We start from the raw sequence: 14,181 nt of genomic DNA on the forward strand, positions 1-14,181 counted from the left end.
AAATCCATGTCCTACGACCAACCCGATGCCCGCGGGCATTTCGGTCAATTTGGCGGCCGCTTTGTCGCTGAAACCCTGATCCATGCGCTGGACGAGCTGAACGCGGCCTATGCCCACTACAGCAAGGACCCCGAGTTCATCGCCGAGTTCAACAAGGAACTCGCCCACTTCGTCGGCCGCCCCAGCCCCATCTATCACGCCGACCGGCTGAGCCGTGAACTGGGTGGCGCGCAGATTTTCCTCAAGCGCGAAGACCTGAACCACACGGGCGCTCACAAGGTCAACAACACCATCGGTCAGGCCTTGCTCGCCAAGCGCATGGGCAAGAAGCGCGTGATCGCCGAGACCGGCGCCGGCCAGCACGGCGTGGCCACGGCCACGATCTGCGCCCGCTACGGCATGGAATGCGTGGTCTACATGGGCAGCGAGGACGTCAAGCGTCAGTCGCCCAATGTCTATCGCATGAAGCTGCTGGGCGCGACCGTGGTGCCGGTGGAGTCGGGCTCCAAGACCCTGAAGGACGCGCTGAACGAAGCCATGCGCGACTGGGTTACCAATATCGAGTCGACCTTCTACATCATCGGTACCGTTGCCGGCCCGCACCCTTATCCAATGATGGTGCGCGACTTCCAGCGCATCATCGGTGACGAATGCCTGACGCAGATGCCGGCCATGACGGGCCGCCAGCCCGATGCCGTGATCGCCTGTGTCGGTGGCGGTTCGAATGCCATCGGCATCTTCTACCCCTATATCGATCACAAGGAGGTGCGCCTGATCGGTGTCGAGGCTGCAGGGCAGGGCATTGAAAGCGGCAAGCATGCCGCCACGCTCTCGGCCGGTAGCCCGGGTGTCTTGCATGGCAACCGCACCTATCTCCTGCAGGACGCCGACGGTCAGATCATCGAGACCCATTCGATCTCGGCCGGCCTGGATTACCCCGGCGTTGGCCCCGAACACTCGTATCTCAAGGACATCGGCCGGGCCGAGTACGTCGGCGTGACGGACCAGGAGGCGCTCGCCGCCTTTCACCGCCTGTGCCGCACCGAAGGCATCATCCCGGCACTGGAGTCCAGCCATGCGGTGGCCTATGCAATCAAACTGGCGCCGACGATGAGGCCGGATCAGCATCTGCTGGTGAACCTTTCCGGCCGGGGCGACAAGGACATCGGCACGGTCGCCGATCTCTCGGGCGCCAAGGTCTATGACCAGCCCTCGCAGGCCGGCCACACGGTGAAGGGAGGTGCAGCATGAGCCGCATTGCCAATGCCTTCGCCCGCCTGAAGTCGGAAGGCCGCAAGGCCCTGATCCCTTTCATCACCGCTGGCGACCCGTACCCCGATGCGACGGTCGAGATCATGCATGCGCTCGCCCAAGGCGGCGCCGACGTGATCGAGCTGGGCGTGCCGTTTTCTGACCCGATGGCCGACGGCCCGGTGATCCAGAAGGCCGGCGAACGCGCCCTGAAGCACGGCATCGGCCTGGCCAAGGTGCTTGAATTCGTGCGCAGCTTCCGCAGCACGGATCGCAATACGCCGGTGGTGCTGATGGGTTATGCCAATCCGGTGGAGCGCTACGGCCTCCAGCGTTTTGTGGCGGACGCCAAGGCGGCCGGAGTCGATGGCGTGCTGATCGTCGACTATCCGCCGGAAGAGGCCGAGGCCTTCGCAGCCGCCTTGCGCACGCAGGCGCTCGATCCGATCTTCCTGCTGGCTCCGACCAGCAGTGAGGAGCGCATGGAGCGGATCGGCAAGATTGCCAGCGGCTACGTCTACTACGTCTCGCTCAAGGGCGTGACCGGTGCCGGGCACCTGGACACGGCTGCCGTGGCCGAAGTCATCCCCCGGATTCGCAAGCATGTCAGCGTGCCGGTGGGCGTCGGTTTCGGCATCCGCGACGCGGCCACGGCGCAGGCGGTGGGGGCGGTTTCGGACGCCGTCGTCATCGGTTCACGCCTGGTTCAGCTGCTGGAGGTCCAGCCACGCGATAATGTGGCCTCCACTGCGGCAGCCTTCATGGCTGAAATCCGCGCGGCCCTGGACAAAATCTAGGCGCCGGCCCCAACAAGACAGAAGGAGCACGCGCATCATGAGTTGGCTTGAGAAACTGCTGCCACCCAAGATCCAGCAAACCGACCCCGCCGAGCGCCGCACGGTGCCCGAAGGTCTCTGGATCAAATGCCCGTCCTGCGAAACGGTGCTCTACAAGACCGACCTGGAGCAGAACGTCAACGTCTGCCCCAAGTGCTCGCACCACCATCGCATCGGCGCGCGTGCCCGCCTGGACGCCTTCCTCGACGGCGAAGGCCGCTACGAGATCGGTCAGGAGGTGCTGCCGACCGACGCCTTGAAGTTCAAGGACAGCAAGAAATATCCCGACCGCCTCAAGGAAGCGCTGGAAAACACCGGCGAGACCGACGCGCTCGTGGTGATTGGTGGCGCCGTGATGAGCGTGCCGGTGGTTGTGGCCTGCTTCGAGTTCGACTTCATGGGCGGTTCCATGGGTTCTGTGGTCGGCGAGCGCTTCGTGCGCGGTGTCGAAACCGCCATCGAGCAGAAGACGCCCTTCATCTGCTACACCGCCACCGGCGGTGCTCGCATGCAGGAGGGCCTGCTCTCGCTGATGCAGATGGCCAAGACCAACGCGGCCCTGACCAAGCTGGCCAAGGCCAAGTTGCCCTATATCAGCGTGCTGACCGATCCGACCATGGGCGGCGTGTCCGCCTCCTTCGCCTTTGTGGGTGACGTGGTGATCGCCGAGCCCAAGGCCCTGATCGGCTTTGCCGGCCCGCGCGTGATCGAGAACACCGTGCGCGAAAAGCTGCCGCCGGGCTTTCAGCGTGCCGAGTTCCTGATGGAGAAGGGTGCCGTCGACATGATCGTCGACCGCCGCCAGTTGCGCGAGACCATCGCCCGCCAACTGGCCATGCTGCAGCGCCAGAGCGCCGACGCTGTCGCCTGAACCTGAAAAGCTCTTGTGACACTGGCGGCCAGGCCCTCAAGCCTGGCCGTCTTCTTTTGCGAATCGAATTCTATGAACCTCGACGACTGGCTGGCCCACTGCGAGCGACTCCATCCAAAGCAGATCGACATGACGCTGGAGCGCGTTGCGCGCGTGCGCGATGCCCTGGGCTTGCGCTTCGAGGCACCGGTCATCATGGTGGCGGGCACCAATGGCAAGGGCTCGACCTGCGCGATGCTGGAGTCCATCGCCCTGCAGGCGGGCTTTCGCGTCGGGCTCTATATCAAGCCGCACCTGGTGCATTTCCAGGAGCGCTGCCGCGTGGGTGGCGCGCCAGTAGAGGCTGATTCGCTGTTGCCGCATTTCGAGGCGGTGGAGAAGGCGCGCGGCGAGGTGTCGCTGAGCTATTTCGAATTCACCACGCTGGCCATCATGCGGCGCCTGAGCCAGGAGCCGCTGGACCTGGTCATCCTCGAAGTGGGACTGGGTGGGCGCCTGGATGCCGTCAACTGCATCGATGCCGACTGCAGCATCATCACCAGCATCGATCTGGATCACACCGAATACCTGGGACCGGACCGCGAGTCGGTGGGCCGCGAGAAGGCCGGCATCATGCGATCGGGCAAGCCGGTGGTGGTGAGCGACCCCATGCCGCCTGCCTCGCTGGCTGCGCGTGCCGCCGAGATCGGCGCCGACCTGCGCCAACTGGGCCGCGATTTTTCATTCAACGGCGACCGCCAGCAATGGCAATGGGTGGGCCGCGAGAAGCGCTTCTCCGGCATGGCCTACCCCTCGCTGCGCGGCGTGAACCAACTGCTCAATGCCTCGGGCGTGCTGGCGGCCTTCGAGGCGCTGTACCAGCAACTGCCGATCAGCGCGCAGGCGGTTCGCACCGGGCTGTCGATGGTCGAGTTGCCGGGTCGTTTCCAGGTCGTGCCGGGCCAGCCGGCCCTGGTGCTGGACGTGGCGCACAACCCGCACGCGGTGTCGGCGCTGGCCCAGAACCTCGATCAGATGGGCTTCTTCCCGCGCACCCACGCGGTGTTCGGTGCCATGGCCGACAAGGACCTGGCGCAGATCTTCGAGCGCATTGCCCACCTGGTCGACGACTGGCATTTCTGCGACCTTGCGATCCCCCGGGCTGCCAAGGCTGACGCCCTGGCAGAGAGTTTTGAAGCACTGCGCCTGGCTGGGCGTTTGAAGACGCCGGGTCAGCCGGCAATTCACAGGCACGCCGACCCGCTTTCAGCCCTGGCCGCCGCGGCGGCCGAGGCGGACCCCGCTGATAGAATTCTGGTCTTCGGCTCCTTCTACACCGTCGGCGGTGTGCTCAAGAACGGAGTGCCGCGGCTGCAGTCGGCCAAGCACCTGCCGACCTGATTGCCCTCCCGATCCAGCCATTCCACCGGAACCTCTCCAAGACCATGGGTTTGATGTCTTTCTTCAAGCGCGGTACGGACAAGCCGGCGGCCAAGCCGGTGGCGGATTCGGCCGATGCGGTGCAGCAACTTCGTCTGCGCGCCCGACGCCGCCTGATCGGTGCCGCGGTGCTGGTGCTGATCGGCGTGATTGGCTTCCCGCTGGTGTTTGAAACCCAGCCGCGGCCCATTCCCGTGGACCTGCCGATCGACATTCCGCGCAAGGAATCTGCCTTGCCGCTGCAGATTCCGGCTGCGCCAGCTTCGCAACTCGTCGCTACGGCGCCCACGCACGCGCTGACACCGTCAGCGGTGGCCGAGCCGCAGTCAACCGTGCCCGCCGAAGCGCAGCCCGTGGTTGAAGACAGTCCGCCGCCTGCCAAGGCCGTTGAAAAGCCGGCGGACAGGCCAGCCGTGAAGCTCGTCGAGAAGGCGGCGGAGAAAGCCGCAGAGAAACATGCCGATCACAAGGCTGCCGACAAGGCAGCCGCAGACAAGGCAGGCCGTGAATCCGCGCGCATCCAGGCGCTGCTTGATGGCAAGCCAGCACCCAAGGCGAGTGAGGCTGCGCCTGGGCGCTTCATCGTCCAGGTCGGCGCCTATGGCGAGGCCAAGGCGGCGCAAGAGGCTCGCATGAAGGTCGAGAAGCTCGGCCTGAAGACCTATACCCAGGCGGTTGAAACTGCGGACGGCAAGCGCATCCGCGTTCGTGTCGGCCCCTACGGTGATCGTGCCGAGGCTGACAAGGTCGCTGCCAAGGTTCGCAGCGCCGGCCTGTCGGTGGTCGTGTTGACGCTTTGAGTCTGTAAGCACCGCATGAGCACGCTCGACTGGATCCTCATCGGCCTCTTGGCCATTTCGGTCGCGGTGGGGCTGTGGCGCGGCCTCGTGTTCGAGATCCTGTCCATCGTCGGCTGGTTCGTCGCCTACTTCGCTGCACCCTATGTGTCGCCCTTCGTCGTGCAGTGGCTGCCCGAAGAGCGCATGAGCCCGGCAACGCTGCAGGTGGCCGGCTTCGTCATCGCCTTTCTGATCGTGCTGCTGGTCTGGAGCCTTGGCGCCAAGCTGGTGCGCATGCTGATCCATGCCACACCGCTGAGCCTGATCGACCGGGTCGGCGGTGCCGGGTTCGGTGTGCTGCGGGGCGTTCTGTTCGCCTTGCTGGCCGTGCTGCTGGTTGGCCTCACGCCGGTGCGCGAGACACCATCCTGGCAGGATTCTGTGCTGGCGCCGCCCCTGCTGGCGCTTCTGCAGGGCATCAAGCCGGTATTGCCGGAGCAACTCGTCAAATTCATCCCGGCCTGAGCGTCACGAGCGCGCGGGCCTGCAAGCTATCCAGGAACAAGGACTTCAATCATGTGCGGCATCGTTGGTGTGCTCTCCAAGCAGCCGGTCAATCAGCTGATCTACGACGCCTTGCTGCTCTTGCAGCATCGTGGCCAGGACGCCGCCGGCATCGTCACGATGCAGGGCAACAAGTGCTTCATGCACAAGGCGCGCGGCATGGTGCGCGACGTGTTCCGCACCCGCAACATGCGTGCCTTGCCCGGCACGGTGGGCCTGGGCCAGGTGCGCTACCCGACGGCCGGCAATGCCTACAACGAAGAGGAGGCGCAGCCCTTCTACGTCAATGCGCCGTTCGGCCTGGTGCTGGTGCACAACGGCAATCTCACGAACGCCCATGCGCTGAAGGATGAGCTGTTCCAGAATGACCGCCGCCACATCAACACCGAAAGCGACACCGAGGTCCTGATCAATGTGCTGGCGCATGAGATCGAGCGCGTGGCGCGCGACCTGCCTCTGACGCCGGACTCGATCTTCGAAGCCGTGCGCGCGGTACAGAAGCGCATCAAGGGCTCCTATGCCGTGATCGCCCTGATTGCCGGCCATGGCCTCCTGGCCTTCCGCGACCCCTTCGGCATCCGGCCTCTGTGCTTCGGCCAGGCTGAAGACGGCGAGTTCATGGTGGCCAGCGAAAGCGTGGCGCTCGAGGGCACGGGCCACAAGCTAGTTCGCGACGTGGCGCCCGGCGAGGCCTTGTTCATCGACACGGCCGGCAGGGTGCATACGCAGCAATGCAATGACAACCCGACGCTGAATCCCTGCATGTTCGAGTTCGTCTACCTGGCCCGTCCGGACTCGGTGATGGACGGCATCTCGGTCTACCAGGCCCGCCTGAACATGGGCGAGACCCTGGCCCAGCGCCTGATCTCGACCATGCCGCCCAGCGACATCGACGTGGTGATCCCGATTCCTGAATCGAGCCGTCCCTCGGCCATGCAATTGGCCCACCGCATCGGCAAGCCCTATCGGGAAGGCTTTGTGAAGAACCGCTATGTTGGCCGTACTTTCATCATGCCGGGGCAGGGCGCGCGCAAAAAGTCGGTGCGCCAGAAGCTGAACGCCATCGGCCTGGAGTTCAAGGGCCGCAATGTGCTGCTGGTGGACGACTCCATCGTGCGCGGCACCACGTCCAAGGAAATCGTGCAGATGGCGCGCGAAGCCGGCGCCCGCAAGGTCTACCTGGCTTCGGCCGCACCGCCGGTGCGCTACCCGAATGTCTACGGCATCGACATGCCCACCAGCGAAGAGCTGATCGCCCACAACCGCACCATCGAAGAGATTCGTGCCTACATCGGTGCCGATGCCCTGATCTATCAGGACGTGGATGCCATGAAGCGCGTGGTGGCTGCGCTGCGCCCGGGTCTCAACGGCTTCGAGGCCTCCTGCTTCGATGGCCAGTACGTGACCGGTGACGTGTCGGTGGAGGACTTCGCCACCATCCAGGCGCAGCGCAAGTCGCAAGGCGACGAGGATGAGGACTCCGCGCGCAGCCGCCTGGCGTTGCAGAGTCGAGCGGAAGGCTGATGGGCATGAGTGACGAAGAACGCCGAATCGCCCGCGCCAAGTTGCCCGAAGGCCTGCGCCCGGAAACTCTGGCCGTGCGCACGGCGCTGGCCCCCAGCCAGCATGGCGAAAACTCCGAAGCGCTGTTCCTGACGAGTGCCTACGTGCAGCCGGATGCGCAGACCTCGGCCGAGCGTTTTGCCGCGTCCGAAGACTTCACCTACTCGCGCACCAGCAACCCGACGGTGCGCAGCCTTGAAGCGCGCCTGGCCGCGATGGAAGGCACGGAAGCAGCGGTTGCCACGGCCAGCGGCATGGGCGCCATCCTGCTGCTCTGCATGGGCCTCTTGAAGGCCGGCGACCATGTGGTCTGCTCGCGCTCGGTGTTCGGCTCGACCATCAACCTGTTTGCCAAGGAGTTCGGCAAGTTCGGAGTCGAGACGACTTTCGTCTCGCAGACCGATCTTCAGGAATGGCGCGACGCAATCAAGCCGACGACCAAGCTCTTCTTCGCCGAGACACCCACCAATCCCCTGACCGAGGTCTGCGATATCGGCGCGCTGGCCGACATCGCTCATGCCGCGGGTGCGCTGCTGGTGGTGGACAACACCTATTCAACGCCTTGCCTGCAACGGCCCACCGAGTTCGGTGCCGACCTGATCATGCATTCGGCCACCAAGTACATGGATGGCCAGGGTCGCGTGATGGCGGGCGCGCTGTGCGGCCCGAGCCGCATCATCAAGGACGTGTTCGGCCCGGTGGTCCGCACGGCCGGCATGGTGTTGTCGCCTTTCAATGCCTGGGTCGTGCTGAAGGGCCTCGAGACACTGAGCCTGCGCATGCGGGCACAAAGCGAGCAGGCACTGGCTGTGGCGAGCTGGCTGGAAGCGCGCCCGGAAGTTGCCCGCGTCCACTACCCATCACTCGCGTCGCATCCTCAGCACGAGCTGGCCATGCGTCAGCAATCGGGGCAGGGCGGTGCCGTCTTGTCCTTTGAACTGCACGGTGCAACACCCGAGGCTGCGCGCGCCGCGGCCTTCCACGTCATCGACAGCACTCGCGTCCTGAGCATCGCGACGAACCTGGGCGATACCAAGTCCATCATCACGCATCCGGCCACGACCTCGCATGGCCGCCTGAGCGAAGAGCAACGTCGCGCAGCCGGCATCAGCCAGGGCTTGATCCGCCTGTCCGTCGGCCTCGAGCATGTCGACGACATCACCGACGATCTGCTGCGCGGCCTTTCCACATTGTTGAAGAACTGATGAGCCAACAAGCTTCCACCACCGTGCGCACCCGCATTGCGCCTTCGCCCACCGGCTTCCTGCACCTGGGTACCGCGCGCACTGCGCTGTATTCCTGGGCCTACGCCCGCCACCACGGTGGCCAGTTCGTGCTGCGCATCGAAGACACCGATGTGGCCCGCTCGACGCAGGATTCGGTCGAGCAGATCCTTGCCTCGATGAAGTGGCTGGGCCTTGAGTACGACGAAGGCCCGATCTATCAGATGCAGCGTCTGGAGCGCTATCAGGCGGTGGTCGATCAGCTGATCGCCGAGGGCAAGGCCTACCGCTGCTACTGCACTCCCGAGCAGCTCGAATCGATGAAGGCGGCGCAAGATGCACGCGGCGAGAAGCGGCGCTACGACGGCACCTGGCGCCCCGAGGCAGGCAAGGAGTTGCCCGCCGTACCTGAAGGTGTGCAGCCGGTCGTGCGCTTCAAGAATCCCGTGGATGGCGACGTGACCTGGAACGATCTGGTCAAGGGTCCGATCACGATCAACAACCGCGAGATCGACGACCTGATCATCGTTCGCCCGGATGGCGTGCCGACCTACAACTTCGCGGTGGTCGTGGACGACTGGGATATGTCGATCACCCATGTCTTCCGTGGTGACGAGCACATCAACAACACGCCCTGGCAGATCAACATCTTCCATGCGTTGGGCGCCAAGCTGCCAGTATTCGGCCATCTGCCCATCATCCTGGGCGACGATGGCCAGAAGCTCTCGAAGCGCCGCGGTGCGGTCAGCGTGACGGCCTATGAAGACGACGGCTACCTGCCCGAGGCGATGCTCAACTACCTCTCGCGCCTGGGCTGGAGTCATGGCGACGACGAGCTGTTCTCCAGCGAACAAATGGTCAGCTGGTTCGACGGCACGCACTTGTCCAAGAGCCCGTCGCAATGGGATCCGGCCAAGTTGGAGTGGGTCAACGGCCAGTACATCAAGCAGATCGACGAAGCTCGCCTGGCATCGTTGGTCTCGGCTCAACTGGCCAAGCGCGGCATTCAGGCCGAAGCGGCGCAGCTGCAGCCGATGTGTGCTCTGTTCAAGGATCGTTGCGCGACCACGGTCGCGCTCGCCGACTGGTTGAGCATGTACTTTGCTGCGGTGACGCCGTCAGCGGAAGAGTTGACCGCTCACGTAACCGACACGGTCAAGCCGGCCTTGACCGCGCTGGCCGACAAGTTCGCCGGCATCGAGTGGCACAAGGCTACCATCCAGGCAGCGATCAAGGAGGTCATTGGTGCCCATGCCCTGAAGATGCCGCAACTCGCGATTCCGGTGCGGGTGCTGGTGTGTGGCCGCGCGCAAACGCCATCGCTCGATGCCGTGCTCGAACTGTTCAGCAAAGAAAAAGTCATCGAACGCTTGCGTGGGGCCTAAAAAACGGTCTATACTCTTGGTCTTGCTTGAACAGCGCGATACATTGAATTGCAAGCGGCGGCTGAGTTTAGATACTCGCGGTAGCTTGAGAATCAAAGTAACCAAGGCTGAACACGAAAGTGCGCAGTCGGCCGTGAAAACGGGGGTATAGCTCAGCTGGGAGAGCGCTTGCATGGCATGCAAGAGGTCAGCGGTTCGATCCCGCTTACCTCCACCAAGTTTCAAAGCTTGAGTGGCGCGCAGTTCAAGTGACAGAAGGATTTGTCCCCTTCGTCTAGAGGCCTAGGACACCACCCTTTCACGGTGGCTACAGGGGTTCGAATCCCCTAGGGGACGCCAGATTTATCTGGTCAATCCGTCGCAAGACGGGCAAGTTTGGTAATACTTGGCAGTCTTTTTGAACGCGAGTTTGAAGAGGTTGTTCAAAATTACCCCACGCGGAGTGGTAGTTCAGTTGGTTAGAATACCGGCCTGTCACGCCGGGGGTCGCGGGTTCGAGCCCCGTCCACTCCGCCAAGGTTTGCTAATATCAGCGGCCATTCAGTTGGCCGCTTGTATTTTGATGGTATAGTTAGTGACACGCTTGAACAGCGCGCCCTGATTGAAGAAATTCAAAAGGGGGTATAGCTCAGCTGGGAGAGCGCTTGCATGGCATGCAAGAGGTCAGCGGTTCGATCCCGCTTACCTCCACCAAGTTTCAAGGCTTGAGTGGCGCGCGTTCAGGTGCAGAAGTTTTGTCCCCTTCGTCTAGAGGCCTAGGACACCACCCTTTCACGGTGGCTACAGGGGTTCGAATCCCCTAGGGGACGCCAGATTTATCTGGGTAATCCCGTCGCATGATGGGAGATTTTGACAATCCCGTCGCAAGACGGGCGAGTTTGGTGAGCTTGGTTGGATTCAAGAAATTGAATTCGGCTTAAATTACCCGGTGATTGAAATATATCCCCGAATGGAGTGGTAGTTCAGTTGGTTAGAATACCGGCCTGTCACGCCGGGGGTCGCGGGTTCGAGCCCCGTCCACTCCGCCAACATTCAAAAGCCCTGGTTGCGAAAGCAGCCGGGGCTTTTTCTTTGGCGCAGTTGTCGGACTCGCCATGCTCGTCAAAATTCCAGCTGGCCCATTAGATTGAACTTGTTCCCGGTAGGGCCTGGTCAATACTCAGCGAGCGCCTGATTCAATGCTGATTAGATAGTTCCGTAAAGTGCCTTGCGTTGCGCCGTGTAATGCCACCACGGGCTGGCAGCAGCGCCGCCCATGAAATCAACGGCCGCCATGAAGGTATCGAGCACGCAGGGGTCATGACGCTGTTCGGTTACTGCGCAAAGCTGCTGATAAAGAACGAAGGCGTCGCGGCCGCGCAGTTCACGCGGCTTCTTGATACCCAGCAGCCTCAAATCGGCCGCAGCGGCCGGACCGATGTTTGGAATCTGCTCCAGCTCCTCGCACTCGTCACGATGCTGAGCCTTGGTCGACTGCGTCATCAAGCGGCCCCGTTCAGAATTGCGAACGGATCAGCCCGACGGCGAGACCCTCCAGGGCAAAGCTCTCATCGTCATTGCTGACGATGATGGGTTCGAAATCCGGGTTCTCTGGCAGTAGCTCGATGCCAGCGCGGCCGCGCTTGAAGCGCTTGACCGTGACTTCATCTCCAAGCCTGGCCACCACGATCTGACCGTTCCTGGCCTCGCTGGCGCGTTGCACGGCCAGCAGGTCGCCATCGACGATGCCGATGTCGCGCATGCTCATGCCCTTGACTCGCAGCAGGTAGTCCGGCTTGCGGGCGAAGAGCGAGGGCTCCACGCTGTAATGCTGCTCGATATGCTCTTGCGCGAGGATCGGGCTGCCGGCCGCCACACGGCCCACCAGGGGCAGGCTCAATTGCGCGATGCCCGGCATGGGCAGTGAAAACTGGCGCTCGCGAGCTTCTCTTGCCTCGTGTAACGCGCGCAATGTGTCAGACTTCAGGCGGATACCTCGCGAGGTGCCGCCCACCAGTTCGATTACGCCCTTGCGGGCCAGTGCTTGCAGGTGCTCCTCGGCCGCATTGGCCGAGCGGTAGCCGAGCTCGTTGGCGATTTCGGCACGGGTGGGGGGGAGCCTGTCTTCGCGATGGACTCGCGCACCAGGTCGAGGATTTGCTGTTGGCGGGCAGTGAGTTTCGGGCTGTCGTCCACAAGATCCTCTTTGTGTTGTTGCGCCAGGCTTGTCGAATGAACTGCAAGCCAGAGCGCAGGATCAGCCGGCGGCTGAGTATTTATCCAGTGGCTGTATTTTCATCCAGGAATTTCCAAATTGCAAAACAAACCTGAGCGCATCGTCATTCTGGGTACCGGCGGCACCATTGCTGGCAAGGCTGCTGATGCGGCCGACAACGTCGGCTACGTGGCCGGGCAGGTGTCGATCGAGCAGCTGGTGGCTGCGGCGCCGCCCTTGGCTGCCTATGAGCTCGAGACGGAGCAGGTCGCGCAGCTGGACAGCAAGGACATGGATTTCGCTACCTGGCAACGCCTGGCGCAGATCGTGGACAGGCATCTCGCACGTCCGGAGGTGGCTGCAGTCGTCATCACGCATGGCACTGACACTCTCGAGGAAAGTGCGTTCTTCCTGCAGCGTGTGCTGGCGCCGGGCAAACCGGTCGTCTTCACGGCTGCCATGCGGCCTTCAACAGCATTGGCGCCGGATGGCCCGCAGAACCTGCTCGATGCAGTGGTGGTGGCGTCGCAAGCGAAATCCGGCGTGCTGGCGGTGATGAGCGGCAAGGTTCACGGCGCTGATCGTCTGCGCAAGGTGCATAGCTATGCGGTCGAGGCCTTCGCGTCTGTCGAGGGCGGGCCATTGGGTGTGGTGGAGGAGGGCAGGCTGCGCTGGCTTGGCGCGCCGCCTGTGCAAGCAGATGCGCTTGGCCTTGCGCGCATCAAAATAGATGCGGATGCCTGGCCCTGGGTCGAGGTGATCCAGAACCACGCTGGAGCAGATGGCCGCGTGGTCGACGCGATGCTGTCGCAAGGCGTGCAAGGCATTGTTGTGGCCGGAACAGGCAACGGCACCTTGTCGGAGCGCCTGACGGCTGCTTTGGTGCGCGCCCAGGCTCAGGGCGTGCGGGTGCTGCGAAGCACACGCTGCGACGCCGGCCCAGTCATTGGCGGCGCTCTGCCCAGCGCGGGAGCGCTGAGCCCGGTCAAGGCGCGGGTCGAGCTGCTGCTGCAGTTGCTGGCCTGAGAAACCAAGAAACCCCGCCGCGGCGGGGTTCAGCGAGAACCGCCGGCGGCGGGTTCACGTGCCTCAGTGCAGTTGTCTCAGACGACGGTCAGTGCCACGTCGATATTGCCGCGCGTGGCGTTCGAGTAAGGGCAGACCTGGTGGGCGGCAGCCACCAGGGCTTCGGCCTGAGCGCGCTCCATGCCTGGCAGGCTGATTGCCATGGCGACCTGAATGCCAAAGCCGGCGGGAATCGGGCCGATGCCGACATCGGCAGTGATCGACAGGTCGGCCGGCAGTGCCAGCTTCATCTTGCCAGCAACGGCCTTCATCGCGCCGATGAAGCAGGCCGAATAGCCGGCAGCAAACAGCTGCTCCGGGTTGGTGCCCGGGCCGCCGGCGCCGCCGAGCTCCTTGGGCGTGGACAGCGCGACGCTCAATGCGCCATCGCTGGATGCAGACTTGCCTTCGCGGCCGCCGGTCGAAGTGGCGCGTGCGGTGTAGAGGACCTTGTCGAGTGCCATATTCATTCCTGTTGAGGTGAGGTGGGGTTTGCAACGGCGTCGCTGAGCTGCTTTCGCAACTCATGCAGGCGCCGGGTGAGGGAACTCAGTTCTTCCAGTGAGCAGGCCGAGGCGCAGGCCAGCTGTGGCGGGATGTCCTGGGCCTGGCGCTTCAGGGCCTGGCCTTCAGGATTCAAGAAGATCTCGACGCGGCGCTCATCGTCGCTGGCGCGCTGGCGCTTGATCAGCCCGGCCGCTTCAAGTCGCTTGAGCAGGGGGGTCAGGGTGCCCGAATCCAGCGACAGCCGCTGGCCCAAGGTGGAAACGCTGATGCCGTCCTGCTCCCAAAGCACCAACATCACGAGGTACTGCGGATAGGTCAGGCCCAGCGGTTCCAGCAAGGGCTTGTAGAGCTTGGTCATGGCCAGCGAGCTGGAATACAGCGCAAAGCAGAGCTGCTGGTCGAGCCTCAGCCAATCTGCTGGAGTGCTTTGTTTGCCGGGAGTGTTGCTGCGTGCCATGGGTGATAATGTAGTTCGCAATTCAATTGCACACAATTGAAATGGTTATTCCGCGAGCCTTGGCTCG

At 63.4% G+C, this 14,181-nt stretch carries 13 protein-coding genes, 6 tRNA genes and 1 pseudogene; 16 read left to right on the forward strand and 4 right to left on the reverse strand.

Translation table 11 applies throughout. From position 1 onward, the window contains the following. Nucleotides 1–6: 6 nt before the first annotated feature. The 15 genes from trpB to ABT392_RS07275 all read left to right on the forward strand — a co-directional run bounded on the left by trpB (nucleotide 7) and on the right by ABT392_RS07275 (nucleotide 10,919). Nucleotides 7–1,251: a tryptophan synthase subunit beta gene (gene trpB, locus ABT392_RS07205; RefSeq protein WP_334276903.1), complete on the forward strand. Its 1,245-nt coding sequence runs from the start codon at nucleotides 7–9 to the stop codon at nucleotides 1,249–1,251. Next, complete coding sequence (gene trpA, locus ABT392_RS07210; RefSeq protein ID WP_395386183.1) at nucleotides 1,248–2,048, forward strand: tryptophan synthase subunit alpha; 801 nt, start codon at nucleotides 1,248–1,250, stop codon at nucleotides 2,046–2,048. The genes trpB and trpA overlap by 4 nt, the downstream gene beginning before the upstream one ends. 37 nt (nucleotides 2,049–2,085) lie before the next feature. Then, a complete protein-coding gene (gene accD / locus ABT392_RS07215) occupies nucleotides 2,086–2,958 on the forward strand; it encodes an acetyl-CoA carboxylase, carboxyltransferase subunit beta (RefSeq protein ID WP_334276901.1) in 873 nt (290 codons plus the stop codon). 72 nt (nucleotides 2,959–3,030) lie between these two features. Beyond that, nucleotides 3,031–4,338, forward strand: coding sequence for a bifunctional tetrahydrofolate synthase/dihydrofolate synthase (gene folC / locus ABT392_RS07220; RefSeq protein WP_334276900.1), 1,308 nt, complete (start codon nucleotides 3,031–3,033; stop codon nucleotides 4,336–4,338). A 44-nt stretch (nucleotides 4,339–4,382) separates the two neighbouring features. Further along, on the forward strand, nucleotides 4,383–5,177 hold the full coding sequence (locus ABT392_RS07225) for an SPOR domain-containing protein (RefSeq protein WP_395386182.1): 795 nt from the start codon (nucleotides 4,383–4,385) through the stop codon (nucleotides 5,175–5,177). A gap of 15 nt (nucleotides 5,178–5,192) precedes the next feature. Beyond that, on the forward strand, nucleotides 5,193–5,681 hold the full coding sequence (locus ABT392_RS07230) for a CvpA family protein (RefSeq protein WP_334276898.1): 489 nt from the start codon (nucleotides 5,193–5,195) through the stop codon (nucleotides 5,679–5,681). A gap of 51 nt (nucleotides 5,682–5,732) precedes the next feature. Then, on the forward strand, nucleotides 5,733–7,244 hold the full coding sequence (gene purF, locus ABT392_RS07235; RefSeq protein WP_395386181.1) for an amidophosphoribosyltransferase: 1,512 nt from the start codon (nucleotides 5,733–5,735) through the stop codon (nucleotides 7,242–7,244). A 5-nt stretch (nucleotides 7,245–7,249) separates the two neighbouring features. Further along, complete coding sequence (locus ABT392_RS07240) at nucleotides 7,250–8,488, forward strand: O-succinylhomoserine sulfhydrylase (protein ID WP_334276896.1); 1,239 nt, start codon at nucleotides 7,250–7,252, stop codon at nucleotides 8,486–8,488. Continuing rightward, a complete protein-coding gene (gltX, locus tag ABT392_RS07245; protein WP_395386180.1) occupies nucleotides 8,488–9,891 on the forward strand; it encodes a glutamate--tRNA ligase in 1,404 nt (467 codons plus the stop codon). Before ABT392_RS07240 ends, gltX begins: the two co-directional genes overlap by 1 nt. Before the next feature lie 141 nt (nucleotides 9,892–10,032). After that, nucleotides 10,033–10,108 (forward strand) — tRNA-Ala (locus ABT392_RS07250). Nucleotides 10,109–10,154: 46 nt separating this feature from the next. Beyond that, nucleotides 10,155–10,230 (forward strand) — tRNA-Glu (locus ABT392_RS07255). A gap of 100 nt (nucleotides 10,231–10,330) precedes the next feature. Further along, nucleotides 10,331–10,407, forward strand: a tRNA-Asp gene (locus tag ABT392_RS07260). A gap of 101 nt (nucleotides 10,408–10,508) precedes the next feature. Further along, a tRNA-Ala gene (locus tag ABT392_RS07265) sits at nucleotides 10,509–10,584 on the forward strand. Between the two features lie 43 nt (nucleotides 10,585–10,627). After that, nucleotides 10,628–10,703 (forward strand) — tRNA-Glu (locus ABT392_RS07270). Between the two features lie 139 nt (nucleotides 10,704–10,842). Then, a tRNA-Asp gene (locus ABT392_RS07275) sits at nucleotides 10,843–10,919 on the forward strand. 157 nt (nucleotides 10,920–11,076) lie between these two features. Here the strand turns inward: ABT392_RS07275 and ABT392_RS07280 are convergent. Continuing rightward, on the reverse strand, nucleotides 11,077–11,373 hold the full coding sequence (locus ABT392_RS07280; protein WP_334276894.1) for a helix-hairpin-helix domain-containing protein: 297 nt from the start codon (nucleotides 11,371–11,373) through the stop codon (nucleotides 11,077–11,079). Nucleotides 11,374–11,386: 13 nt separating this feature from the next. Continuing rightward, nucleotides 11,387–12,066: pseudogene (gene lexA, locus ABT392_RS07285) on the reverse strand (transcriptional repressor LexA). A 118-nt stretch (nucleotides 12,067–12,184) separates the two neighbouring features. Between lexA and ABT392_RS07290 the strand changes: the two are divergent. Next, nucleotides 12,185–13,111 (forward strand): asparaginase, encoded by a 927-nt coding sequence (locus ABT392_RS07290; RefSeq protein ID WP_395386179.1) that lies wholly within the window; start codon nucleotides 12,185–12,187, stop codon nucleotides 13,109–13,111. Between the two features lie 77 nt (nucleotides 13,112–13,188). Here ABT392_RS07290 and ABT392_RS07295 read toward each other — a convergent pair whose 3' ends face one another. Then, a complete protein-coding gene (locus ABT392_RS07295) occupies nucleotides 13,189–13,614 on the reverse strand; it encodes an organic hydroperoxide resistance protein (protein ID WP_334277360.1) in 426 nt (141 codons plus the stop codon). Nucleotides 13,615–13,616: 2 nt separating this feature from the next. After that, the gene (locus tag ABT392_RS07300; RefSeq protein ID WP_395386178.1) at nucleotides 13,617–14,114 is read right to left on the reverse strand and encodes a MarR family winged helix-turn-helix transcriptional regulator; all 498 of its coding nucleotides are present in this window, start codon (nucleotides 14,112–14,114) and stop codon (nucleotides 13,617–13,619) included. Nucleotides 14,115–14,181: the final 67 nt, after the last annotated feature.

The sequence above is a fragment of the Paucibacter sp. JuS9 genome, from assembly GCF_044043925.2.
In the GTDB taxonomy this organism is placed as follows: Bacteria; Pseudomonadota; Gammaproteobacteria; order Burkholderiales; family Burkholderiaceae_C; genus JAUASW01.

Bases quoted from the DNA above. Each gene is read 5' to 3' on its own strand.
- trpB (WP_334276903.1), top strand. From the start codon at position 7: ATGTCCTACGACCAACCCGATGCCCGCGGGCATTTCGGTCAATTTGGC.
- trpA (WP_395386183.1), top strand. From the start codon at position 1,248: ATGAGCCGCATTGCCAATGCCTTCGCCCGCCTGAAGTCGGAAGGCCGC.
- accD (WP_334276901.1), top strand. From the start codon at position 2,086: ATGAGTTGGCTTGAGAAACTGCTGCCACCCAAGATCCAGCAAACCGAC.
- folC (WP_334276900.1), top strand. From the start codon at position 3,031: ATGAACCTCGACGACTGGCTGGCCCACTGCGAGCGACTCCATCCAAAG.
- ABT392_RS07225 (WP_395386182.1), top strand. From the start codon at position 4,383: ATGGGTTTGATGTCTTTCTTCAAGCGCGGTACGGACAAGCCGGCGGCC.
- ABT392_RS07230 (WP_334276898.1), top strand. From the start codon at position 5,193: ATGAGCACGCTCGACTGGATCCTCATCGGCCTCTTGGCCATTTCGGTC.
- purF (WP_395386181.1), top strand. From the start codon at position 5,733: ATGTGCGGCATCGTTGGTGTGCTCTCCAAGCAGCCGGTCAATCAGCTG.
- ABT392_RS07240 (WP_334276896.1), top strand. From the start codon at position 7,250: ATGAGTGACGAAGAACGCCGAATCGCCCGCGCCAAGTTGCCCGAAGGC.
- gltX (WP_395386180.1), top strand. From the start codon at position 8,488: ATGAGCCAACAAGCTTCCACCACCGTGCGCACCCGCATTGCGCCTTCG.
- ABT392_RS07280 (WP_334276894.1), bottom strand. From the start codon at position 11,373: ATGACGCAGTCGACCAAGGCTCAGCATCGTGACGAGTGCGAGGAGCTG.
- ABT392_RS07295 (WP_334277360.1), bottom strand. From the start codon at position 13,614: ATGGCACTCGACAAGGTCCTCTACACCGCACGCGCCACTTCGACCGGC.
- ABT392_RS07300 (WP_395386178.1), bottom strand. From the start codon at position 14,114: ATGGCACGCAGCAACACTCCCGGCAAACAAAGCACTCCAGCAGATTGG.